Source organism: Streptomyces sp. NPDC088400 (genome assembly GCF_044753355.1).
Taxonomy (GTDB): Bacteria; Actinomycetota; Actinomycetes; order Streptomycetales; family Streptomycetaceae; genus Streptomyces.
This window is the reverse complement of sequence record NZ_JBIVMZ010000006.1, coordinates 49,679-72,868: the sequence shown is the minus strand read 5'-3', so window position 1 is coordinate 72,868 and position 23,190 is coordinate 49,679. Positions and strand designations below refer to the sequence as shown.

General features: G+C 70.8%; 20 protein-coding genes and 1 riboswitch. Of the genes, 16 read left to right on the top strand and 4 right to left on the bottom strand.

Features of this window, described 5'->3' with window-relative positions:
* Window positions 1-82 precede the first annotated feature (82 nt).
* The 11 genes from ACIQD6_RS16760 (at window position 83) to ACIQD6_RS16710 (ending at window position 10,830) form a co-directional block, all read left to right on the top strand.
* Window positions 83-1,324 (top strand): ROK family transcriptional regulator, encoded by a 1,242-nt coding sequence (locus tag ACIQD6_RS16760; RefSeq protein WP_401883069.1) that lies wholly within the window; start codon window positions 83-85, stop codon window positions 1,322-1,324.
* Window positions 1,325-1,491: 167 nt separating this feature from the next.
* A riboswitch (FMN riboswitch) is annotated at window positions 1,492-1,622 on the top strand.
* 183 nt (window positions 1,623-1,805) lie between these two features.
* Window positions 1,806-2,975 (top strand): bifunctional diaminohydroxyphosphoribosylaminopyrimidine deaminase/5-amino-6-(5-phosphoribosylamino)uracil reductase RibD, encoded by a 1,170-nt coding sequence (gene ribD / locus ACIQD6_RS16755; RefSeq protein ID WP_401883782.1) that lies wholly within the window; start codon window positions 1,806-1,808, stop codon window positions 2,973-2,975.
* Window positions 2,976-3,584, top strand: coding sequence for a riboflavin synthase (locus ACIQD6_RS16750; RefSeq protein WP_401883066.1), 609 nt, complete (start codon window positions 2,976-2,978; stop codon window positions 3,582-3,584).
* A complete protein-coding gene (locus ACIQD6_RS16745) occupies window positions 3,581-4,231 on the top strand; it encodes a nicotinamide riboside transporter PnuC (RefSeq protein ID WP_401883064.1) in 651 nt (216 codons plus the stop codon). Before ACIQD6_RS16750 ends, ACIQD6_RS16745 begins: the two co-directional genes overlap by 4 nt.
* On the top strand, window positions 4,228-5,520 hold the full coding sequence (locus ACIQD6_RS16740; RefSeq protein WP_401883061.1) for a bifunctional 3,4-dihydroxy-2-butanone-4-phosphate synthase/GTP cyclohydrolase II: 1,293 nt from the start codon (window positions 4,228-4,230) through the stop codon (window positions 5,518-5,520). Before ACIQD6_RS16745 ends, ACIQD6_RS16740 begins: the two co-directional genes overlap by 4 nt.
* A 133-nt stretch (window positions 5,521-5,653) precedes the next feature.
* Window positions 5,654-6,139, top strand: a complete 486-nt coding sequence (ribH, locus tag ACIQD6_RS16735; RefSeq protein WP_401883058.1) for a 6,7-dimethyl-8-ribityllumazine synthase — start codon at window positions 5,654-5,656, stop codon at window positions 6,137-6,139.
* A gap of 91 nt (window positions 6,140-6,230) precedes the next feature.
* Window positions 6,231-6,503: a phosphoribosyl-ATP diphosphatase gene (locus ACIQD6_RS16730; RefSeq protein WP_401883055.1), complete on the top strand. Its 273-nt coding sequence runs from the start codon at window positions 6,231-6,233 to the stop codon at window positions 6,501-6,503.
* A gap of 136 nt (window positions 6,504-6,639) precedes the next feature.
* Window positions 6,640-7,488, top strand: a complete 849-nt coding sequence (gene hisG / locus ACIQD6_RS16725; protein WP_401883053.1) for an ATP phosphoribosyltransferase — start codon at window positions 6,640-6,642, stop codon at window positions 7,486-7,488.
* 35 nt (window positions 7,489-7,523) lie between these two features.
* Window positions 7,524-8,006 carry a PH domain-containing protein gene (locus tag ACIQD6_RS16720; protein WP_401883050.1) on the top strand — a complete coding sequence of 161 codons (483 nt, stop codon included), beginning with the start codon at window positions 7,524-7,526 and terminating at the stop codon, window positions 8,004-8,006.
* A 248-nt stretch (window positions 8,007-8,254) separates the two neighbouring features.
* Complete coding sequence (locus ACIQD6_RS16715) at window positions 8,255-9,733, top strand: hemolysin family protein (protein ID WP_401883047.1); 1,479 nt, start codon at window positions 8,255-8,257, stop codon at window positions 9,731-9,733.
* Entirely contained in the window at window positions 9,730-10,830 is a 1,101-nt protein-coding gene (locus ACIQD6_RS16710; RefSeq protein WP_401883044.1) for a hemolysin family protein, read from the top strand. Before ACIQD6_RS16715 ends, ACIQD6_RS16710 begins: the two co-directional genes overlap by 4 nt.
* Window positions 10,831-11,010: 180 nt before the next feature.
* Here the strand turns inward: ACIQD6_RS16710 and ACIQD6_RS16705 are convergent, their stop codons facing one another.
* Both ACIQD6_RS16705 and ACIQD6_RS16700 read right to left on the bottom strand, forming a co-directional pair.
* Window positions 11,011-12,921: an AAA family ATPase gene (locus ACIQD6_RS16705; RefSeq protein ID WP_401883042.1), complete on the bottom strand. Its 1,911-nt coding sequence runs from the start codon at window positions 12,919-12,921 to the stop codon at window positions 11,011-11,013.
* Window positions 12,922-13,292: 371 nt separating this feature from the next.
* The gene (locus ACIQD6_RS16700; RefSeq protein ID WP_401883039.1) at window positions 13,293-13,910 is read right to left on the bottom strand and encodes a uridine kinase; all 618 of its coding nucleotides are present in this window, start codon (window positions 13,908-13,910) and stop codon (window positions 13,293-13,295) included.
* A 261-nt stretch (window positions 13,911-14,171) separates the two neighbouring features.
* On the opposite strand from ACIQD6_RS16700, the gene ACIQD6_RS16695 reads away from it, so the two are divergent.
* Both ACIQD6_RS16695 and ACIQD6_RS16690 read left to right on the top strand, forming a co-directional pair.
* Window positions 14,172-15,560 (top strand): peptidase C39 family protein, encoded by a 1,389-nt coding sequence (locus ACIQD6_RS16695; protein ID WP_401883037.1) that lies wholly within the window; start codon window positions 14,172-14,174, stop codon window positions 15,558-15,560.
* A gap of 342 nt (window positions 15,561-15,902) precedes the next feature.
* Window positions 15,903-16,646: a TetR/AcrR family transcriptional regulator gene (locus ACIQD6_RS16690; protein ID WP_401883034.1), complete on the top strand. Its 744-nt coding sequence runs from the start codon at window positions 15,903-15,905 to the stop codon at window positions 16,644-16,646.
* 54 nt (window positions 16,647-16,700) lie between these two features.
* Here ACIQD6_RS16690 and ACIQD6_RS16685 read toward each other — a convergent pair whose 3' ends face one another.
* Window positions 16,701-17,957 carry a glycoside hydrolase family 18 protein gene (locus ACIQD6_RS16685; RefSeq protein WP_401883031.1) on the bottom strand — a complete coding sequence of 419 codons (1,257 nt, stop codon included), beginning with the start codon at window positions 17,955-17,957 and terminating at the stop codon, window positions 16,701-16,703.
* 411 nt (window positions 17,958-18,368) lie between these two features.
* On the opposite strand from ACIQD6_RS16685, the gene ACIQD6_RS16680 reads away from it, so the two are divergent.
* On the top strand, window positions 18,369-19,541 hold the full coding sequence (locus ACIQD6_RS16680) for an acyl-CoA dehydrogenase family protein (RefSeq protein ID WP_401883029.1): 1,173 nt from the start codon (window positions 18,369-18,371) through the stop codon (window positions 19,539-19,541).
* An 89-nt stretch (window positions 19,542-19,630) separates the two neighbouring features.
* Here ACIQD6_RS16680 and ACIQD6_RS16675 read toward each other — a convergent pair whose 3' ends face one another.
* Window positions 19,631-20,029 carry a hypothetical protein gene (locus tag ACIQD6_RS16675; RefSeq protein ID WP_401883026.1) on the bottom strand — a complete coding sequence of 133 codons (399 nt, stop codon included), beginning with the start codon at window positions 20,027-20,029 and terminating at the stop codon, window positions 19,631-19,633.
* Between the two features lie 204 nt (window positions 20,030-20,233).
* Here ACIQD6_RS16675 and ACIQD6_RS16670 point away from each other — a divergent pair, with 204 nt between their 5' ends.
* On the top strand, window positions 20,234-20,674 hold the full coding sequence (locus tag ACIQD6_RS16670; protein WP_401883023.1) for an Lrp/AsnC family transcriptional regulator: 441 nt from the start codon (window positions 20,234-20,236) through the stop codon (window positions 20,672-20,674).
* Between the two features lie 739 nt (window positions 20,675-21,413).
* On the top strand, window positions 21,414-23,066 hold the full coding sequence (locus ACIQD6_RS16665) for an amidohydrolase (RefSeq protein ID WP_401883020.1): 1,653 nt from the start codon (window positions 21,414-21,416) through the stop codon (window positions 23,064-23,066).
* The last annotated feature ends 124 nt before the right edge of the window (window positions 23,067-23,190 follow it).

The following is a 23,190-nucleotide window of genomic DNA, read 5'->3' as shown; positions in this document are numbered from 1 at the left end:
GAGTAAATTATCAGGAACCCTGCCTGATAAATAGACCGCAAGGTTGTCGAAGGCGCCAAGAGTGATCTGGAAGGATTCCGGTATGGCCGCATCCCCGAGCACCGCCCGGGCCATCAACGACCGGCTGGCCCTCGGGTTCCTCCAGAGCGAAGGCCCGTTGACGGCAGGGCAGTTGAAGTCCCTGACCGGGCTCTCCCGCCCCACTGTCGCCGATCTGGTGGAACGGCTCCAGGGATCGGGGCTGGTCCGGGTCGTCGGAGCGGCGGGCGACCGGCGCCGCGGCCCCAACGCCCGGCTGTACGGGATCGTCGCGGACCGTGCCCACCTCGCCGCCCTCGATGTGCGTACCCACAGCGTCTCCGTCGTCGTCGCGGACCTGCTCGGCGCCACGCTCGCCGAGGCCGCTCTGCCCATCGGGAGCGACACCGCCACGGAGGCCGCCGTCGAACAGGCCGTGGCCCTGCTGGAGCGGACGGCCCGGACGGTCGGAGCGGTGCCGCTGCACAGCGTGGGCGTGGGCGCGCCCGGTCTGGTCGATCCGGTCACGGGTGAACTCCGCGCAACCGCCGGACTGCCCGCCTGGCACCGGCGGCTCGTCGCCGCGCTCCAGGAACGGCTGCCCGCCGCCGTCCTGGTGGAGAACGAGACCAACCTCGCGGCCCTCGCGGAACAGCGCCTCGGCGCGGCCCGGGGCCAGGACACCTTCGTCCTGCTCTGGCTCGGCCATGGTGTCGGCGCGGCTGTCGTGCTCGACGGCAGACTCCGCCGGGGCGCCTCGGGCGGCGCGGGCGAGATCGGCTTCCTGCCGGTGCCGGGTACCTCGCGGCTGCCGTCGGCGGTGTCCTGCGACGGCGGTCTCCATACCCTGGTGGGCTCGGTCGCCGTCGGTGAACTCGCGGAGGAGTACGGCCTTTCGGCGACACCTGTGGCGCAGGAACCGCCCTCGGCGGCCCTCGTGCGCGCCGCCGTCTCGAAGGTGACCGCCGTCCCCGGGGCAGAGGCGGCGGAGGTCCTCGGCGAGGACGGGCGAGACGGTCAGGGGGCGCAGGCCGGAGCCTTTCTCGATGCCCTCGCCGACAGGCTGGCCATAGGCACGGCGGCGGTCAGCGCCGTACTGGACCCCGGCCGGATCGTGCTGGCGGGCGAACTCGGACACGCGGGCGGCGAGGTGCTGGCCCGCCGCGTCGAGGACCGGCTGGCCGCGATGTCACCGCTGCGTACGGAGGTCAGGGCCGGGACGCTGGGCGGCGCGGCCGTCCTGCGGGGCGCGCTCCTGACCGCGCGGGAGGCGGCGCAGGACGAGCTGTTCGCTCCGGAGACGTGAGACGTGAGACGTGAGACGTGAGGCATGAGGCGTGACGCGTGAGGGGCCCGTACCATCCGCCCGGCGCCCGTACCGCTCGCCCCTCCTCGCCGGCCCTGTGAGACAGGCCACACCCCCCACTCGGATGGCCGACGATCAGCCGTGGCACACTGGGCGGGTACCAGAAGCAGCGCACTCCGGGGTCGGTGTAATTCCGAACCGGCGGTTATAGTCCGCGACCCGTCCACCTCCAGTGGCCGGTTGACCAGGTGAGATTCCTGGACCGACGGTGAAAGTCCGGATGGGAGGCAGTGCGCGGCGGGCCGTCATCGGTACGCCGCCGTGGATGGATCGTCCTTCGACGATCCGGATCTTCGGCCTCGGCGTCCCCTTGTGCGTTCCCGTTTTCTCTGTCGTCATCGACAGGCCCCGGAGTCCGTGCCCGAAGAGGCAGGAGGACCCGGTGGCCACCGAAGCGGAAGTCGTAACCGACGCCGACGCCATGCGCCGAGCCGTCGCGCTGGCCGCTCGCGGACTCGGCTCCACCAGCCCCAACCCGGTCGTCGGATGCGTGATCCTCGACGCCGCGGGCCGGCCCGCCGGAGAAGGATTCCACCAGCGCGCGGGCGGCCCCCACGCCGAGATCCACGCCCTGCGCGCGGCCGGCGAACGGGCCCGTGGCGGCACGGCGTACGTCACCCTCGAACCCTGCGACCACACCGGCCGTACCGGCCCCTGCTCCCAGGCGCTCGTCGACGCCGGCCTCGCCCGGGTCGTGTACGCCGTCGCCGATCCGACCCCGCAGGCCACCGGCGGCGCCGGCACGCTGCGCGCGGCCGGAATCACCGTCGAGCAGGGCCTGCTCGCCGCGGAGGCCGACGCGGGCAACACCGCCTGGCTCACCTCCGTACGGCGCGGCCGCCCCCACGTCCTGTGGAAGTACGCGGCCACCCTCGACGGCCGGGTCGCCGCCGCCGACTCCACCAGCCGCTGGATCACCTCCGCCGAGGCCCGCGCCGATGTCCACCGGCTGCGCGCCGAGGCCGACGCGGTCGTGGTCGGTTCCGGCACCGCGCGTACCGACGATCCGCATCTCGCCGTACGCGGTGTCGAGGGCGCCGTCCAGCCGCTGCGCGTCGTGGTCGACACCGAGGCCACGGCGGTACGGGCCGGCGCCCGGATCCTGGACGACGCCGCGCCCACCCTGATCGCCGTCGCCGAGGACGCCGACGCGGGCCATCTGGACGATGTCGTACGGCCGCCTCGTACCGATGTCGTACGACTGCCCCGCGCGGCCCGCGGCCTGGACATCCCCGCCCTGCTGGCCGCCCTGCACGAGCGCGGCGTCCGCTCCGTACTCCTCGAAGGCGGCCCGGCGCTGGCCGGTTCCTTCGTCGCCGCGGGAGCCGTCGACAAGGTCGTCGGCTATCTCGCCCCCGTCCTGCTCGGCGCCGGCCCCGCGGCTCTCGCCGACGCCGGAATCACCACGATCGGCGAGGCGTTGCGGCTCCGTATGACGGAGACCGTCCGGATCGGCGCGGACCTGCGGATCACCGCGACCCCCGAACCCGCCGCGTCCGGCTCGGCTGCCGAAGCCGCGTCCGAACCCGGCACGCACGTCCCTGCCACGCATATCTCTGCCACGCATGTCCCTGCCACGAAGGAGCGTTGAGTGTTCACCGGAATCGTCGAAGAACTGGGTGAGGTCACCGCCGTCGAGGACCTCGGTGACTCCTCCCGCTTCCGCCTCCGCGGGCCCGTCGTCACCGAGAACGCCAAGCACGGCGACTCGATCGCCGTCAACGGTGTCTGTCTCACGGTCGTGGACTTCGCGGACGGTGAGTTCACCGCGGACGTGATGGCCGAGACGCTCGACCGCTCCAGCCTCGGCGCGCTGGAGACCGGCTCCCGGGTCAACCTGGAGCGGCCCATGGCCGTAGGCGGCCGGCTCGGCGGACATATCGTCCAGGGCCATGTCGACGGCACCGGCACCATCGTGGAGCGCAAGCCGTCCGAGCACTGGGAGATCGTCAGGATCTCGCTCCCCGCCGCGCTGACCCGCTATGTCGTGGAGAAGGGCTCGATCACCGTGGACGGTGTCAGCCTCACGGTCGTCGACGCCGGGCCGGACTACTTCACCATCAGCCTCATCCCCACCACCCTCGGGCTGACCACCCTCGGTATCAAGGGCCCCGGCGACCCGGTCAACCTCGAAGTCGACGTCATCGCGAAGTATGTCGAGCGGCTGCTCGGCGCCCGAGCCGAGGAGTCCGCCCAGTGACTGCCCTGACCTGGCTGAACGGTGAGGCCTTCACCGCCTTCGGTCAGCACATCCTGTGGTCCGACATGATCGGCAACATCATCGGTCTGGCCGCCCTCGCCCTCGGCTGGCGGCGCTCCATCCTGACCTGGCCCGCCCAGCTCCTGTCCGGCGTCATCCTGGTCGGCGCCTATGCCTCCGCCCAGCTCAGCGGCGGCGTCGGCAAGCAACTGCTGGTCATCGGCGTGGCCCTGTGGGGCTGGCGCCAGTGGCAGCGCGGCAGGCAGCAGGCCCAGGACGGCTCGATCGCCGTACGGTTCGCCAGCCGGCAGGAGCGCGGGGTGCTCCTCGGCGGTACGGTCCTGGGCACCCTGGCCGTCGGCGGCCTGTTCACCGCCGTCCCCGAACTGTCCTGGAACCCCTGGCCCGACGCCTACATCTTCGTCGGCACGCTCGCCGCGATGGTCGCCCAGGCCCGGGGCCTGGTCGAGTTCTGGTTCGCCTGGCTGCTGGTCGACCTCGTCGGCGTACCGCTCGCGTTCAGCAGCGGCCTCGTCTTCTCCGGCTTCGTGTACGTGATCTACCTCGCCCTCGTCCTGTGGGGGATGCGCGACTGGTGGCTGCGGTCCCGCGCCGCCGCCGTGCCCCTGGAAGGAGCAGCAGCATGACCGCACTGCCCACGTGGTACTCCACCGACAACGTCGAGGACCTCTCCCTCGACCCCGTCGAACAAGCCATCCGTGACATCGCCGCAGGCCGCCCGGTCGTCGTCGTGGACGACGAGGACCGGGAGAACGAGGGCGACCTCGTCGTCGCCGCCGAAAAGGCCACCCCCGAGATCATCGCCTTCATGATGAGCGAGTGCCGCGGACTGATCTGCGCCCCGATGGAGGGCGCGGAGCTGGACCGGCTCGAACTCCCGCAGATGGTCGACCGCAACACCGAGTCGATGCGCACCGCCTTCACGGTCTCCGTCGACGCGGCGCCCGACCACGGCGTCACCACCGGAATCTCCGCCGCCGACCGGGCCACCACGCTCCGGCTGCTCGCGGCGGGCGACGCGGGGCCGGGCGATTTCGTCCGGCCGGGACATGTCTTTCCGCTGCGTGCCAAGCCCGGCGGTGTGCTCGTACGCAACGGTCACACCGAAGCGGCGGTCGACCTGGCGAGGCTCGCCGGTCTGCGCCCGGCCGGCACGATCGTGGAGATCGCCGGCGAGGACGGCGTGATGCTGCGACTGCCCGAACTGATCCCGTTCGCCCGCAAGCACGGCCTGACGATCATCTCGATCGAGGATCTGATCGCCTACCGCCGCGGCTCCGAGCCGACCGTCCGCCGCGAGGCCGAGGTCCGGCTCCCCACGGCCCACGGGGAGTTCACGGCGTACGGCTACCGCTCCACGGTCGACGGCGTCGAGCATGTCGCCCTCGTCCACGGGGACATCGGTGACGGAGAGGACCTGCTGGTGCGGGTCCACTCCGAGTGCCTCACCGGCGACATCTTCAGCTCGCAGCGCTGCGACTGCGGGCCCCAGCTCCAGGCATCCATGGAACGCGTCACCGAGGAGGGCCGCGGCGTCGTGGTCTATCTGCGGGGCCACGAGGGCCGCGGCATCGGGCTGCTGTCCAAGCTGCGCGCGTACGAACTCCAGGAGCGCGGCCACGACACCCTGGACGCCAACCTGGAGCTCGGCCTGCCCGCCGACGCCCGCGACTACGCGGCCGGCGCGCGCATCCTCGACGACCTCGGCGTGCACAGCCTCCGGCTGATGACCAACAACCCCGACAAGACCACGGCGCTCGTCCGGCACGGCCTCCGGGTCACCGGGCGTGAGCCGATGCCGGTCAAGGCGGGGGAGCACAACCTCCGCTACCTGCGCACCAAGCGCGACCGGATGGGCCACGACCTGCCCTGGCTCGACGCGGCCGTCGGCGTGTCCGCCTGCGGCAACCAGTAGGAGCCGTACGGCCGGTGAGGGCCGTACGACGAGCAGGAACCGTACGACCAGTTACACGGGCCGGCCCCGTACCCCGTACGACCAGCACCACCCGTAAGCAATACCGGACGAGAACAGCAAGGCGAGGACTGACGTGAGCGGCAAGGGCGCACCCGAACTGACCGTGAAGAACTGCGGAGACCTCCGGGTCGCCGTCGTCGCGGCACAGTGGCACGAGAAGATCATGGACGGTCTGGTCGACGGCGCTCTGCGCGCCCTGCGGGAGCTCGGCATCGACGAGCCGACCCTGCTGCGCGTGCCCGGCAGCTTCGAGCTCCCGGTCGTCGCCAAGGTGCTGGCGGGACGCGGCTACGACGCCGTCGTCGCCCTCGGCGTCGTCATCCGGGGCGGCACCCCGCACTTCGAGTATGTGTGCCAGGGCGTCACCCAGGGACTCACCCAGGTCTCGGTCGACACCGGCGTCCCGGTCGGCTTCGGCGTGCTGACCTGTGACACCGAGCAGCAGGCCCTGGACCGGGCCGGTATCGAGGGCTCGCACGAGGACAAGGGCCACGAGGCGGTCACCGCCGCGGTCGCCACCGCGACCACCCTGCGCACCATCGCCGAACCCTGGCGCTGAAGCCTGCCCACCGTCACCCTCCGCCCACCGTCACCCATCGCGGGAGGCGCTTCGCGCCCCCGTGACACCGCCGCGTAAAGTGAGCGCCACCATGTCCAAGAAGACGTTCGAGGAGCTCTTCACCGAGCTCCAGCAGAAGGCCGCCAACGGCGACCCCGCCACCTCCCGTACCGCCGAGCTGGTGGACAAGGGTGTGCATGCCATCGGCAAGAAGGTCGTCGAAGAGGCGGCCGAGGTGTGGATGGCCGCCGAGTACGAAGGCAAGGAAGCCGCCGCCGAGGAGATCTCCCAGCTCCTCTACCACCTCCAGGTGATGATGGTCGCGCGCGGAATCTCCCTCGACGACGTGTACGCCCATCTCTGAGCCCGCCCGTACGCCTTCGTACATCCGCCGTGGACACACTCCCCGCGACACCCGAATCCGTGCCGCCGCCGACGCGTCGGCACGCATCAACACCCCTACGCACACCTCACCCCTACGCACAAAGGAATCCGCCCTCATGCTGCGCATCGCCGTTCCCAACAAGGGTTCACTGTCCGGACCTGCGTCGGCGATGCTCCATGAGGCCGGTTACCAGCAGCGCAAGGAGTCCAAGGAACTCGTCCTGGTCGACCCGGACAACGAGGTCGAGTTCTTCTACCTCCGCCCCCGCGACATCGCGATCTACGTGAGTTCCGGCAAGCTCGACATCGGCATCACCGGCCGCGACCTCCTGCTGGACTCCGAGGCCGAGGCCGAGGAGATCCTCCCGCTCGGCTTCGCCCGCTCCACCTTCCGATACGCCACCAAGCCGGGCACCGCCGGCGGCGTCGAGGAGTTCGACGGCATGACCGTCGCCACCTCCTACGAGGGCATCGTCGCCCAGCACCTCGCGGACAACGGCGTCAACGCCTCCGTCGTCCACCTGGACGGCGCCGTCGAGACCGCCATCGAGCTGGGGGTCGCCCAGGTCATCGCCGATGTGGTGGAGACCGGCACCTCTCTGCGCAACGCGGGCCTCGAAGTCATCGGTGAGCCGATCATGAAGTCCGAAGCGGTCGTCATCCGCCGCACCGGCGCCGGCACCGACGAGCCGAAGGTGCAGCAGTTCCTGCGCAGGCTCCAGGGCGTCCTCGTCGCCCGTACGTACGTGATGATGGACTACGACTGCCGCGCCGAGCACCTGGAGCGCGCCGTCGCCCTCACCCCGGGGCTGGAGTCGCCGACCGTCTCCCCGCTGCACGACAAGGGCTGGGTCGCCGTCCGCGCGATGGTCCCGTCCAAGGAGGCGCAGCGGATCATGGACGATCTGTACGAGCTGGGCGCCCGCGCCATCCTCACCACGGCCATCCACGCCTGCCGCCTCTGACGCCCTCCGCCGACGTCCCGAGAGACCGAGAACTCATGTCTGCCCCCGCGCCTCAGCCCGGACCGCCCGCGCTTCCGGTCACCTTCCGGCCGACCCGTACCCGGATCGTGCTGCTGACCGTCGGCTCGGTCATGTTCGTCGTCATCACAGCCGTCGCCCTGATGCTGGACAAGCTGAACGCGGGGGAGCGGACGAGCTTCGTCTTCACGGCCCTGCTCTTCCTCGGTGTGCTGGTGATGCTCGCGCGTCCCAAGGTCGTCGCCGACGACACCGGGGTGACCGTGGTCAATATCACCCGGAGCCGGCGGCTGGACTGGGCCGAGATCCTGGGGGTCAATCTGCGCTCCGGCGATCCCTGGGTCTTTCTCGATCTCAGCGACGGCAGCAGCCTGCCGGCCCTGGGAATCCAGCCGGGTATCGCCAGGGCGCAGGCCATCCGGGACGCCCGCGCCCTGCGCGCGCTCATGGAATCGCGCGGCACCGGTGACGCCGCCCGCGACCGTGCCGACGGCGTCTGACCGCCCGTGACGACGGTGCCCGACCGACCGTTCCGTATGCCCTTCTGTGCGGCAACTGCCGCACAGGGCACTGCCCTGTCCGCCGTGTCTTGATTACTCTGGTGGCGGAGGCGCCGAGAGCGCCCCGCTCCGCATGCGATGGCCGGTACCGGCCCGCGGGGCACACTGCGACCCAAGGAGTGACTCCCTCCAGCAATGGACGGATCGTCCGGTAGTACCTGCGCCGCCCCCTTCGAAGAGGCGGCGGCATGACCATCCCCCTTCTGCTGCTCGCCGCAGCGTTCCTTCTGATCCTCGCCAACGGCTTTTTCGTGGCAGCCGAATTCGGCCTGGTCACCGTGGACCGTCCGGACGCCGAGCGGGCCGCCGCGGCGGGTGACCGCCGCGCCCGTACCGTCGTCAAGTCACTGCGGGAACTGTCCTTCCAGCTCTCCGGCACCCAGCTGGGCATCACCATCACCTCGCTCGTGGTCGGCATGCTCGCCGAACCCGCGCTCGCCCAGCTGCTGGACGGCCCGCTGTCCGCGACCGGGATGCCCGAAGGGGTCGTCTCCGGAATCGCGGTCGTGATCGGCATGCTGCTCGCGTCCGCCGTCCAGATGGTGATCGGCGAACTCGTCCCCAAGAACTGGGCGGTCTCGCGGCCGCTCCAGGTCGCCCGCTTCGTGGCGGGCCCGCAGCATCTCTTCGCCACCGTGTTCCGGCCGGTGATCACGCTGCTCAACACCGTCGCCAACCGGCTCGTACGGCTCTTCGGCGTGGAACCGACCGACGAGCTCGCCTCCGCCCGTACCCCCGGTGAACTCGTCTCCCTGGCACGCCACTCCGCGCGGGCGGGCACCCTCGAACAGGACACGGCGGATCTGTTCGTACGGACCCTCTCGCTCGGCCGGCTCACCGCGCAGCACATCATGACCCCCCGGGTGAAGGTGAGCGCCCTCCAGTCCGCCGCGACCGCCGCGGACGTCCTCAACCTCACCCGGGCCACCGGCCTGTCCCGCTTCCCCGTCTACCGGGAGCGCATCGACGAGATCATCGGCATGGTGCACCTCAAGGACGCGCTCTCGGTACCCGTGCAGGAGCGGCTGCGCACCCCGGCCGGACGGATCGCCGTCCCTGCTCTGCTGGTGCCCGAGACGCTGCCCGTACAGCAACTGCTGGAGCGACTGCGCAGCGAGCAGCCCATAGCCGTCGTGGTCGACGAGTACGGCGGTACGGCCGGGGTCGTCACCCTGGAGGACATCATCGAGGAGCTGGTCGGCGAGGTACGCGACGAGCACGACGCCGAGGGCGACGGACGGCCGGAACTGGCCCCCGGAGCGCCCGAGGACGGCAGGCCCGCGTGGGAGGCCGACGGCAGCTGCCGGGTCCCCACCCTGCGGCGGATCGGACTCGACGTCCCCGACGGCCCTTACGAGACGCTGGCGGGCCTGGTGGCCGATCTGCTGGGCCGTATCCCGGCCCCCGGGGACAAGGCGGAACTGCCCGGCTGGCGGCTGTCCGTGCGCCAGGTGGACCGCTATCGGGCCGAGCGGGTCCGGCTGGTGCGCACGGCCGACGGGCCGTGCGGTGCCGCGGCCGACGCGCCTTCAGGCGCTGCCACGGCGGCCGAGGTGCCGTGCGGTGTCGCGGCCGAGGCGTCCCCGGCCGAGGGGGCGTCCGCCGCCCCGGCCGGTACGGCGGCTGACGTCACGGCGGCCCCGGCGATGGCGGAGGGCACCCGATGAGCGCCCTGCAACTCGCCCTCGCCCTCCTGCTCGTCCTGGCCAACGGCTTCTTCGTCGGCGCGGAGTTCGCCCTCGTCTCCGTACGCCGCAGCCAGATCGAGCCACACGCCGCACGCGGCTCGGCACGGGCCAGGCAGGCGCTGTACGGCCTGGAGAATCTGCCGCAGATGATGGCGGCCGCGCAGTTCGGCATCACCATCTGCTCCCTGACGCTCGGCGCGGTGGCCGAACCCACGGTGGCCGCTCTGCTGGAGCCCGTCTTCCACGCGGCTCATGTGCCCGAGGGCCTGATCCACCCGCTGGGCTACGTCATAGCCCTGGCCCTCGTCGTCTTCCTGCATCTGGTCATCGGCGAGATGGTCCCCAAGAACCTCGCCATGGCCGCCCCCGAGAAGACCGCGCTCTGGCTCAGCCCCGGCCTGGTCGGCTTCGCCCGGCTGTGCCGCCCGGTGACGGCCGGCCTCGGCGCCTGCGCGCGGCTGGTGCTGCGGGCCTTCCGCGTCGAGCCCAAGGACGAGGTGGAGGCGGTCTTCACCAGCGAGCAGCTCAACCGGCTCGTCGAGGACTCGGGCCAGGCGGGACTGCTGGAACCCGAGGCGCAGGAACGTCTGGAGGACGCGCTGGAGCTGGGCAGCCGTCCGGTCACCGACGTACTGCTCTCCCATGCCTCCCTGGTAACGGTGAACCCGTCCGTCACTCCGCGCGAGATCGAGGAGCTGACCGTACGCACCGGCTACTCCCGTTTCCCGCTCTGCGCGGAGAACGGCGGGGCCTTCATGGGATTCCTCCACGTCAAGGACGTTCTCGACCTGGAGGCCCGGGAACGGGCGGTACCGCAGCACGTCTGGCGGCCGATGGCCACCCTGCGGGCGGAACTTCCGCTGGACGACGCGCTCACCGTGATGCGCCGCGCGGCCACCCACCTCGCCCAGGTCGCGGACGCGTCCGGGCGGGTGCTGGGCCTGGTGGCGCTGGAGGACGTACTGGAAATGCTGGTCGGTGAGGTACGGGACCCGTCCCACCGGGAGACCGCGCCCCAGGCGGCCGTGCTCGGCGAGCAGCGTCACGGTCGGTCCGACCAGGTCCTGGCGCGCTGACGGGAGCGACCGAAGCGGTGACAGTGCCCCTTCGGCCACCGGCGAACGAGCCGGTGAGCCGAAGGGGCACAGTTGCAGGGGGCACGGTCGTAGGGCACTGCTGCCCTGCCTGAACCGAGTCTCGACCGAGTCCCGGAAGGACCCCGGAGGGACTCCCGGAAGCAAGGCGCCCTCCGGCCCTCACATCTCCGTCGGGTCCTGCGGGCGGCGGCCCGCGGGACCCCGGCCCGACAGCACCTCGCCGTACGCCTGCATCAGATCCGGCAGCCGCAGCGTGGCCAGGTCGTCACGGGTGGGCGCACCGCTGTAGCCGGAGAGCCGCAGGTCGCGGTACGCGCAGCTCTTCTCGTACAGCGTGCGGACGAAGCGGCCGTTGCCCAGTTCGTCGATCCAGCTCTGGTCGACCACATGTCCGCTGATCGAACGCAGCTCGTCCATGGACTCCTCGTCCCAGACATCGCCGTTCTCGGCGGCCAGCACGCCGCCGATGGCGGTGAGTTCGAGCGGGCGGTAGCTGGGGAAGTCGACCCTGCTGGTGAAGCGCGAGGACAGCCCGGGGTTGGTGGCGAGCAGCCGGTCCATGCCTTCGGGGTAGCCGGCCAGGATGACCACGAGATGGTCGCGGTTGTCCTCGGCGCGCTTCAACAGCACCTGAAGTGCCTCGTCGCCGTACGCGTCGCCCTTGCTGTAGCCGGAGTTGGAGAGGCTGTACGCCTCGTCGACGAAGAGCACTCCGCCGATCGCCGAGTCGATCAGTTCATTCGCCTTCACCGCGGTCTGGCCGAGGAACTCGCCCACCAGATCGGCCCGTTGGGCCTCCACCAGATGATCGCCGCCGAGCAGTCCGAGCGCGTAGAAGATCCGCCCGAGGATGCGCGCGACGGTCGTCTTTCCGGTGCCGGAGGGGCCGGAGAAGACAAAGTGACGTTTCGGCGGCTGGACGGGCAGCCCTTCACCGGCCCGTAGCCGGGCCATGTTCAGCTGTGCGGAGATCGCCTTGACCTGCCGCTTCACCGGTTCCAGGCCGACCATGCGCTCCAGCTCGGTGAGGGCCTCGGCGAGCAGCTCGGGGTCGGTGGGACCTTCCGGGAACCTGGAGGGCGGGGCCTTCGCGGGCGGCGGGGCCTTCTGCCGTACGGCCTCGGGAACGGGGGGCGGGACACCGCCGCCGAGCGGGGCCGGCCCCGGCCCCTCGCCGCCGAGCAGGACGTCGGACCCGGGCGGGACCTCCGGTTCGCTCTGCGTCTCCACGGCGTCCACCGCGTCCTGGCCGAAGCCGGTCAGTGCCACCGAGGCGAGTCCCACCGGATCGTCCGGTCCCTCGTATCCGTCGGAGTCGGTGATCGCGGCGAGCCGGGCCGCCGTGTCCATGAACGTCGGATCGAGGCGGTGCACGGCCCGGTAGAGGGGGAGCGCGGCGGCGCTGCGCCCGGTGCCCTCGTGGGCGCGCGCCAGCCAGTACCGCAGCTCCTTGCGCTGCGGCTGCTCGCTGCGGCAGCGCATCAGCGCGGTGGACAGGAGCGGCAGGGCCTGCCCGTACATCTCCAGCCGGACCCGGGCCATCCCGCCGAACAGGCCCGACTCGATGCCGAGCAGCGAGTCGTTGGCGAGCGGCTCGGTGTGACGTACCAACTGGTCCCAGTCCTTGACCAGATAGGCGCGGCAGGCGTGCAGGAAGCGCACCTGCGGATCGGCGTCCACCGGCGGCAGACCCGCCAACGCCCGGTCCAGGTCCGGCACATGACGGCCGTCCAGCCAGTGCGAGGCGTGCGCGAGCAGCAGATCGCGCCCGCTCTCCAGCAGCGGCTGGACCCACCAGCCCAGCCAGTACCAGGAGTTGAGGGTGCGACGGTGGCGGGAGCGCTGCTCACCGAAGCGGTCGCGGTGCCGGTACATGTGCAGCAGGGCGGTGGTGGTGTCGACGCGCAGCGCGTGCAGTCCGAGCCAGCCGTCGGCCATCCCGGGGTCGAGCTCCACCGCGGTCCTGAACTCCTCCTCCGCCTGGGGGTACGCCCCCATGGTGTAGGCGTCCACACCGCGCACCCAGGCGAGGTCGGCCGGGGCTCCCGTGCCCTGCGTGCCGAAATCCATCAGGTCCCCCACAAACCGTGCCCCCGTGATGTCCCGCCGGGCGGGCGCCCGTCGGCAGTGTGCTGAACCACCTTTTCGCGGAGGGGAATTGACCGCACCGAGAGGCATCGTACCTGCGCAGAGGGTGTGCGACTAAGAGCGCTACGCATGGGCCAGGGCGGTGACCCAGGGTGAGCGAAGCGGGGTGCGCGGCGGCGGAAACGCGGCGAAGAGGGCAGAACGAAGCCCCCGATCACGGGGGAACAACCGGGGGCCTCGCGTCTGCGGCGGCTCCGAAATGCCGCACATTGAGAACGTAAGACCTGTCCGGCCCCTTGGTCAAGCCGAGTTGAGCCTTTCCTGTGCCGAATCCCGACTGCCCGGTATGGAGGTCACAAACCGTCACGGTGAGTGATGGCCTGGTCCGGACTTGCTGTCATCAGAGGACCCGGGAGTACCGCGTACCCCTCGCATCCCTCACGTACCAGAGCATCCGCGAACGGCCGGGACGGGTCCGACCCGAAATGGCGGATCTCCGCCGGTATCCAGCCGTCCCAGAAAGCGGACTGACCGGGTCCGTCCCGCTCGCGCCCGCGCCGCCACGACTCCTCCGCGCCCCGGTCCATCCAGAGCAGCCACGCGAGACACGGCCGCAGCGCCCGCCGCCCGGCCCCCACGCCCTCGACGATGACGACGGGGGAGGGAGGCAGGGACCGGGGCGCGGTGAAGCGCCGCAGCGTCCAGTCGTACGGCGTGTAGCGCGCGGTCGCGCCGTGCGAGAGCGGGTCGATGACCTGCTCCGTCAGCCGCCCCGTCCACTCGAAGAGTTCTTCATGGGTCGCCAGGTCGTCCAGGCGCAGTACGGGAGCGCCGTCCAGCTCCGCCGCGAGCCGTGTCGCGAAGGTGCTCTTTCCGGAGCCCGCGTGCCCGTCGACGCCGATCAGCCGGACGGGCCCGCAGGAGGGCGGCAGCGCGCGCAGGGCGGCGGCCACCGACGGCAGGTCGTTCATCGGTCCCACCTTACGAGCCCCCGGGGCTGCCGACCCCGCGCGCGGGTTTCACGCCCGCCGCACCTCCGCAGGTCACGTCACTGGTGAAGACCAATGTTGTTCGGCCGACGCGGTCCGAATCACTGGCAGAAACCCGCCGGGAGCGGCGATAGTGGACGACTGCCGAGCAATAGTCATCTCTTCGTATCCAGTCTTCGTTTTCAGCCGCTCTTCGTATCTCTCCGCGCTCTTCGCTCTCCCAGCTTTCGACCGGAGGTTCATATGACCAGCCCGACGTCGCGCAGAACCGTGCTCGCCGCCGCTCTCGCGGTCGCGGCAGGTGCCGGTACGGTGTCGGCCGTTCCGGCGGCCGCCGCCCCATCGGCCCCCACGGAACCCGATGCCCCCGCCGCCCCCGCCGATCGCGCCGGGAAACCTCTCGTGGACAACGCCTTCTGGACCTCGTACGCCGACTGGCGCGCCGGTACGGCCAAGGGCACCCGGGCCGTCCCCGGCCTCCGGCCCTCGCTGGTCATCGGTACCCCCGTGGGCCGTACCGACTACGCCGATCCGCACACCGGCAGGACCACCACCTGGGAGTACGCGACCTGGACCTCGCCCACGCACCGCTCGAAGGTCCCCGCCACCGAGGTGATCGCCTCCTGGAACGCGCGGACCCCGGCCGGCACCTGGCTCCAGATCGAACTGCGCGGCCGCTACGGCGACGGCACCGACACCCCCTGGTACGTGATGGGCCGCTGGACCGCGGGAGACGGCGACGGTGACATCCGGCGCACGTCCCTCGACGACCAGACCGACGGGCGCAGCACTGTCTGGACCGACACCTTCTCGGTGGACGACGCGGCGAGCGGGCTGCGTCTGGACTCGTACCGGCTGCGGCTCACGCTCTACCGCAAGCCCGGCAGCGGACTCACCCCCGCCGTCCACCGGGTCGGGGCGATGGCCTCGGACGTCCCGGACCGGTTCACGGTGCCGGCCTCCACGCCGGGGCTCGCACACGAGCTGACCGTGCCGCGCTACTCGCAGAACATCCACACCGGGCAGTACCCCGAGTACGACAACGGCGGCGAGGCCTGGTGCAGCCCCACCTCCTCGCAGATGATCATCGAGTACTGGGGGCGCGCCCCCTCCGCCGAGGATCTCGCCTGGGTCAACCCGGACTTCGCCGACCCGCAGGTCTGCCACGCGGCCCGGTTCACCTACGACTACCAGTACGAGGGCTGCGGCAACTGGCCCTTCAACGCCGCGTATGCCGCCACCTACCGGGACATGAGCTCCGCCGTCACCCGGCTCGGCTCGCTCGCCGAGGTGGAGACCCTCATCCGCGCGGGCATCCCCGTCATCACCTCGCAGTCCTTCCTCAAGGAGGAACTGACGGGCGCCGGCTACGGCACGGCGGGCCATCTGATGACCGTGATCGGCTTCACGGCCGACGGGGACGTGGTCGCCAACGACCCGGCCTCGCCGGACAACCCGGCCGTACGCCGTGTCTACCGGCGGCACGAATGGGAGACGATCTGGTTGAGGACGAAGCGGTACAACGCCGCCGGCAACGTGGCGTCCGGTACGGGCGGTGTCTGCTACGTGTACTGGCCCGCCACGCCCACCCCGGCCCAGCGCAAGGCCCTGCGGTCGGTGGGCCTGCTCTGACACCTGGCTGTGGTGTGCGCTGTTGGCCGTGGTGTGTGCTGTGTGTACGCGCCGTGGTGCGCGCCCGGCTCCCGGGGCAGTGACGCGGGTCTCTGCCCCGGGAGCCGGAATCCCCGGCACTGTGGCCGGGTCGCCGCCGGACGGCGGCCCCCGACTGCCGGCGCACGTGCCCGGCCGGACCCTGGCCGTGCCGCTCGCCGTCCTCGTCACGCGCGCGGGTCTGACGCGGGATGCGGACGCCCTGGCATGTAGCCGCCCTCGCAGGCCACGGGCGCCTCTGCAATCCCCGGTGTCTCTGCAATACTGCGGGGATCTTTGGCAGTCGGAGACCAGGACGCGAATGTGAATCGTAGTCAACAACGGGGCGCCTCAACGAGATCGCAGGTGCGACGCTCCGAACTCATCGCGACCGGCCGGAAGTTATTCGCCAATACTTCGTACGACGCGTTGTCGATGGACGACATAGCCCACCACGCCGGAGTGGCGAAAGGGCTGATCTACTACTACTTCAAGAACAAGCGCGGCTACTACCTCGCCATCGTCGAGGACTCGGTCACGGAGCTGGTGACCCTCGCGGCCGCCAGCGGCGCCGAACTGCCGCGCACGGAACGGGTCCAGCGCACCGTCGAGGCCTACCTCCGCTTCGCCCAGCACAACGAAGCCGCGTACCGCACCATCATCACCGGTGGCGTCGGCTTCGACACTCAGGTCCAGGAGATCCGCGACGCCGTCCGCACGGGCCTGGTCTCCACCATCGCCGAGGGCTCCTACGGCCACCACGACATCCCGCCGATCGCCCGGCTCGCGCTGCTCGGCTGGCTGAGCAGCGTCGAATGGCTGACGCTGGAGTGGCTGGAATACCAGGACCTGAGGCTGGAGATCCCGCGCGACCTGATGGTGCGGATGCTGCGTCATACGCTCAACACCATCGAGGAGTTCGCGCCGGAGTGCCCCGCGCCGCCGCAGGACCTCAGCTGGCGGCCGTACACGGGGCTGGAGCCCGCCGGTTCGACGGCGGGACCGGGTCCGGGACCGCTGGAGGACATAGGGCGAGGCCACGACGACGCGGAGGGCGGGAGCCGATAAGGCACCCCGCCCCCGCCCTCGCCCCCGAAGCCGGTCGACGAACCGGTCGGTGAACTAGTCGATGGACTTGATCAGTTCACCGTCGCCGGTGTCGCCGCTCAGCTCCCAGAAGAAGGTGCCGCCGAGGCCCTGCTGGTTCTTGTACGCCATCTTCCCCGCGATGGTGGCGGGAGTGTCGTAGCTCCACCACTGGCCGCCGCAGAAGGCGTACGCCGTACCCGCGACCGTCCCGTTGGCCGGGCAGCTGTTCTTGAGGATCTTGTAGTCCTCGATGCCCGCCTCGTACTTCCCCGGCGCCGCCCCCGTCGCCGTACCGCCCGGCTCCTTCTGGGTGACGCCGCTCCAGCCGCGTCCGTAGAAGCCGATGCCGAGCAGCAGTTTCTCGGACGGGATGCCGAGCCCCTTGAGCTTGCTGATGGCCGCGTCGGTGTTGAAGCCCTCCGTGGGAATGCCCTCGTACGAGGTGAGCGGGGAGTGCGGGGCGGTCGGGCCCTGGGCCGCGAAGGCGCCGAAGAAGTCGTACGTCATCGGGTTGTACCAGTCGAGGTACTGGGCTGCGCCCGCGTAGTCGGTGGCGTCGATCTTCCCGCCGTCCGAACCGTCGGCCGTGATGGCCGCCGTCACCAGATCGGACCCGAATGCGGTGCGCATCGCCGACATGACGTTCTTGAACGCGTCGCGCCCACTGGTGTCACACGTCAGGCCACAGGCGTTCGGGTACTCCCAGTCGATGTCGATACCGTCGAAGACATCGGCCCAGCGCGGGTCCTCGACGAGGTCGTGGCAGGACTTCGCAAAGGCGGCCGGGTTCTTCGCCGCCTCGGTGAAGCCGCCGGACCAGGACCAGCCGCCGAAGGACCAGACCACCTTGAGGCCGGGGTGCAGCTTCTTGAGCTTGCGCAGCTGGTTGAAGTTGCCGCGCAGCGGCTGGTCCCAGGCGTCCGCGGTGCCGTCCACGCTCTGGTCGGCGGTGTACGCCTTCTCGTAGTCGGCGAACGAGTCGCCGATCGTGCACTTTCCGCCGGCCACATTGCCGAAGGCGTAATTGATGTGAGTCAGCTTGGCGGCCGAGCCGGAGGTCTCGATGTTCTTGACGTGGTAATTGCGGTCGTAGACACCCCAGTTGGTGAAGTACCCGACGACCTTGTCACCTGCGGCGGCTGCCGGGGCAGGTGCGGCGGCCGTTGTGTCCGAGGCGGGTGTCTCACCGGCGGAGGCGCTGCCCGCCCCGGAGAGCAGGGTCACGCCGAGGACGGCGGTACACGTGGCGGCGACCAGCGCCCGGAACCGCGCGCGGTGGAGTCTGAGCATGAACTCTCCTCGTGGGGGAGGAAGAACGAGTGGGGGGAAATCTGGTGTGGCAGGTCTGATGTGGCAGGTACGCGAAAGGCGTTGAGGGGGACGTTAGAAGGACTAGACCAGTGGGGTCAATGGTGCGGACCATTTTCGGTCGTCCCCGGAAAGCGGCCTTCCTCGGCGTGGCCGAAAGGATTTCGCCCCTTACCGAGTCGTTGTGGACGGTGCCCTTCCGAACCGTGACGGGAGGCTGTTGATCGGGCATACTCAACGCTCCACAGCCGCTGATCATGACCCTCCGCGCCCCGGAAGGGCAGCATCGACGGGGTGGAACTGCCGTCCGGGTGCACCCCGGACTCCAGCCGGCGTCGTCGCCGCCCGCCGTGCGCGACCGCCGTAGTGCCCGACAAAAAGGAGAGCGCCGCAATGGCCGACCGCGCCCCGCAACCGGTGGAACGTCAACTGCCCACCGAGGAGGCCCAGGACCTCATCGCCCTCGTACGCGACATCGCCCAGCGGGAGGTCGCCCCCAACGCGGCCGAGGAAGAGGAAGCGGGCCACTTCCCACGCGAACTCTTCACCCTCCTCTCCGAGTCGGGCCTGCTCGGCCTCCCGTACGACTCCGCCTACGGCGGTGGGGACCAGCCGTACGAGGTCTACCTCCAGGTGCTCGAAGAGCTGGCCGCCGCCCGCCTCACCGTCGCCCTCGGCGTCAGCGTCCACTCCCTCGCCTGCCACGCCCTCGCCGGCTACGGCACCAAGGCGCAACAGGCCGAGCACCTCCCCGCCATGCTGGGCGGCGGCCTCCTCGGCGCGTACTGCCTCTCCGAGCCCGCCTCGGGCTCCGACGCCGCCTCCCTCGGTACGAAGGCGGTACGGGACGGCGACGACTGGCTCATCACCGGGACCAAGGCCTGGATCACCCACGGCGGCATCGCCGACTTCTATACGGTGCTGGCCCGTTCGGGCGGAGAGGGCGCGCGGGGCATCACCGCCTATCTCGTACCGGGTGACGCGCCCGGCCTGACCGCGGCTCCCCCCGAGAAGAAGATGGGCATGAAGGGCTCGCCCACCGCCCAACTGCACTTCGACGGCGTACGGGTGGCCGACACCCGCCGTCTCGGCGACGAAGGGCAGGGCTTCGCCATCGCGCTGTCCGCGCTCGACTCGGGCCGCCTCGGCATCGCCGCCTGCGCCGTCGGACTCGCCCAGGCAGCCCTCGACGAGGCCATCGAATACGCCACAGGGCGACGGCAGTTCGGCCGGCCCATCGCGGACTTCCAGGGGCTGCGCTTCCTGCTCGCCGACATGGCCACCCGCATCGAGGCCGGGCGGTCGCTGTACCTCGCCGCCGCACGACTGCGCGACGCGGGCAGGCCGTTCTCCCGGCAGGCCGCCATGGCCAAGCTGTTCTGCACGGACATGGTGATGCAGGTGACCATAGACGCCGTGCAGGTGCTCGGCGGCTACGGCTACACCACGGACTTCCCGGTGGAGCGCTACATGCGCGAGGCCAAGGTGCTGCAGATCGTCGAGGGCACCAACCAGATCCAGCGTCTGGTCATCGCCCGCCACCTGGCGGGCCCCGAGACGCGCTGACTCTCCGCCGAAGGCCCGGCGCGACTCTCCGTCACACGGTCAGGGGTCGCGCCGGAGCCCGTACGAGACCCCCTGGACGCCGCCGAACCTCAGGCGGCGTTCCGCTGCAGAGCCGGCACCTTGAACGGACGCGAGCCCGGACCGCCGACATGCGAGAAGGGCTGCGTCCGCCAGTTGAGCCCCTGAGGCAGCGTCAACAACAGCGCCGTGTCCTGCTCCTGAGCCTCCGACGACTCGTCAGAAGGCCTGGCCTCCGACGCCGAACGTCCCGTACCGGCACACACCGACAGCACGAACGGATTCCACGGCGTGGGGCACAACGCGTGCTCCGGCAGGACATCTTCGTCCGCCAGCAGGGCGATTGGCCGCACGCAGTCCGGGCAGACGACCCGGTACATCTCGAAGGTGTCATACGAGTCGAACTCGTCGGCATCGACGAGATCAACGGGCTCCGGTGCGGTGCGTCCGGTGCGCTTCAGGCTCTGCATGGAGACATTCCCCCTCGGGTGGGCCGACCAGGCACGTGTGGTCTCGACCACAGCAAGCAATGCCCGCCGCGCGAGCCAGGTAACCGTGAGGTCTCGACGGACCGTGCCACAAACCTGTGGTCTTCGTCACATGCCGCTCGCAGGTGCCCCGGAGGGCCGTAACCGACTGTGCCGGAAGTGACCCGGGGCAATAGGTTGATCCGTATGGAGGAGCTGGATCGTCAGATCGTGGAACTGCTCGTCAAGGACGGGCGGACGAGCTACACCGACCTGGGCAAGGCCACCGGCCTGTCCACCTCGGCGGTGCATCAGCGCGTACGCCGCCTGGAGCAGCGCGGAGTCATCCGCGGCTACGCCGCGGTGGTCGACCCGGAGGCGGTCGGCCTCCCGCTCACCGCCTTCATCTCGGCGAAACCGTTCGACCCCAGCGCCCCCGACGACATCGCCGAACGACTCTCGGGCATCCCCGAGATCGAGGCCTGCCACAGCGTGGCGGGCGACGAGAACTACATCCTCAAGGTCCGCGTAGCGACTCCACTGGAACTGGAAGACCTGCTCACCCGAATCCGCTCCCTGGCCGGAGTCTCGACCCGGACAACAGTGGTCCTCTCCACCCCGTACGAGTCGCGACCGCCCTCCTTTTAGGGCTCGGTTCGCCTCCGGGGCCGGATGGGACGTGCTGGGCTGAGGTTCAACAGACTCGGTGTGAAGGCGGACGTTTCGGCACCGACGCGCGCGGCCTTCTTTTTAGGGCTCGGTTCACCTCCGGGGCGCTGCAAGCCACTGTCGACGGTCGACCGTGCTCGGTTTGCTCGTACCTCACAAACCTGCGCGCGCTCTCCCTTTCGACAGCGGCGCGCCCCTTCGGCTCACTCGCCGGCGGACGACACCACCAGAGAGTCCCCTCACCGCCAACCCCAGACCCGCACCCACAGACAAACCTCAGCCCCCCACCTCACCCCACCAGCCCGGGGCAGGGGAGACCACCCCAGCCCCCACCCACCCCTAACCCCATCAGCGGCGGCCGTACGGAATCACGAGGCGGCCCGCAGACGAGGGACCGGCGGGAGGGGGTCGGGGTCGCAGGAGGTGACGTGTCCGGACGTAAAGCGTGATTTGTGGCGCACACCGGCCCGCACCTCAAGAACAGAGCCGCACGCGCCGTAAATCATGCAGTCCGGACATGCGCCTCCGGAGGCCCCGGCACCCGCACCCACCACAAACCCCACCCGCACCCGCACCCGCACCCACCACACACCCGCACCCACCACACACCGGCGCCCACGACCACGCCCCCCGCCGGACGGCGCACCGCACCGCACCCCACCCCCACCGCACGGCCCCCTGGCGCCCTCCCCCTCCCCGACACGCCAGACTGGTCCCCATGACCGAGCGCGCCACCCCCCAGACCGAACACCGCACCACGCTCCTGCGCGGTGGAGAAGTCCACAGCCCCGCCGACCCCTTCGCCACCGCCATGGTCGTAGAACGCGGCCACATCGCCTGGGTCGGCTCGGAAGGCGCGGCCGACTCCTTCGTCTCCGGTGTCGACGAGGTCGTCGACCTCGAAGGCGCACTCGTGACCCCGGCGTTCACCGACGCCCACGTCCACACCACCGCCACCGGCCTCGCCCTCACCGGTCTCGATCTGGCCGGCGCCGCGAGCCTGCCGGAGGCGCTCGCGCTCGTACGGGCCTACAGCGCCGCCCACCCTGGTGACCGGATCCTCCTCGGCCACGGCTGGGACTCCTCCCGCTGGCCGGAACAGCGCCCCCCGTCCCGCGCCGAGCTGGACGGCGTGACGGGCGGCCGGCCGCTCTACCTGCCCCGTATCGACGCGCATTCGGCCGTGGTGAGCACCGCGCTGCTCGACCTGGTCCCCGACGTCACCTCGCTGACCGGCTATCACCCGGACGCTCCGCTGACCGCCGCCGCTCACCACGCGGTGCGCGCGGCGGCCCACGGCGCGGTGAGTGCGCGTCAGCGCGCCGAGGCGCAGCGCGCGGCCCGGCACCGCGCCGCCTCGCTCGGCATCGGGACACTCCACGAGTGCGCGGGCCCCGAGATCTCCGACGAGGAGGACTTCGTCTCTCTGCTGAAACTGGCGGGGGAGGAGCCGGGGACCCGGGTCCTCGGCTACTGGGCCGAGCGGGTCGGCGACGAGAAGGACGCCCGACGGGTTCGTGAACTGGGTGCCATCGGTGCCGCGGGCGATCTCTTCGTCGACGGTTCGCTCGGCTCCCACACCGCCGCCCTGGACGCTCCGTACGCCGACATCGACGGTGACCGCGCCCATACCGGTACCGCGCATCTGGACGCCGCCGCCGTCGCGGCCCATGTCACCGCCTGCACCGAGGCCGGGCTCCAGGCCGGTTTCCATGCCATCGGCGACGCGGCGATCGGCATGGTCGTCACCGGGGTGAGGGCAGCCGCCGAGCGGCTGGGCCTGGCCCGGATCAGGGCCGCCAGGCACCGGGTCGAGCACGCCGAGATGCTCACTCCCGCCATGATCGCCGCCTTCGCCGAGCTGGGCCTCACGGCTTCCGTGCAGCCCGCCTTCGACGCGGCCTGGGGCGGCGAGGACGGTATGTACGCGCGTCGGCTCGGCGTCGACCGTGCCCGCACGCTCAATCCGTACGCGGCGATGCTGCGCGCCGGAGTCCCGCTGGCCTTCGGGTCCGACAGCCCGGTCACACCGCTGGACCCGTGGGGGACCGTCCGGGCCGCCGCTTTCCACCGCACTCCCGGGCACGGGATCTCGGTGCGGGCCGCGTTCACGGCGCATACGCGTGGTGGCTGGCGGGCCGTCGGCCGCGACGACGCCGGGACGCTGGTGCCCGGCGCCCCGGCCGACTACGCCCTCTGGCGCACCGACGAGCTGGTGGTCCAGGCTCCCGACGACCGGGTGTCCCGCTGGTCCACCGATCCGCGCTCGGGGACACCGGGCCTGCCGGATCTCACCCCGGGCCGCCCGCTGCCCGTGTGCCTGCGGACCGTTGTCTCGGGACAGACGGTGTTCGTGCGACCGAACGAGTGACGTACGGACATTTCGTACCGCCGTCCGATGTCTGTCGGCCTCCGCCACGACCTGCGGATCTTCCTCACTGACCTGCCGATTTTGGTCAACGCCGCAGGTCAAACGGCTGTTGACAGTAAGCCGC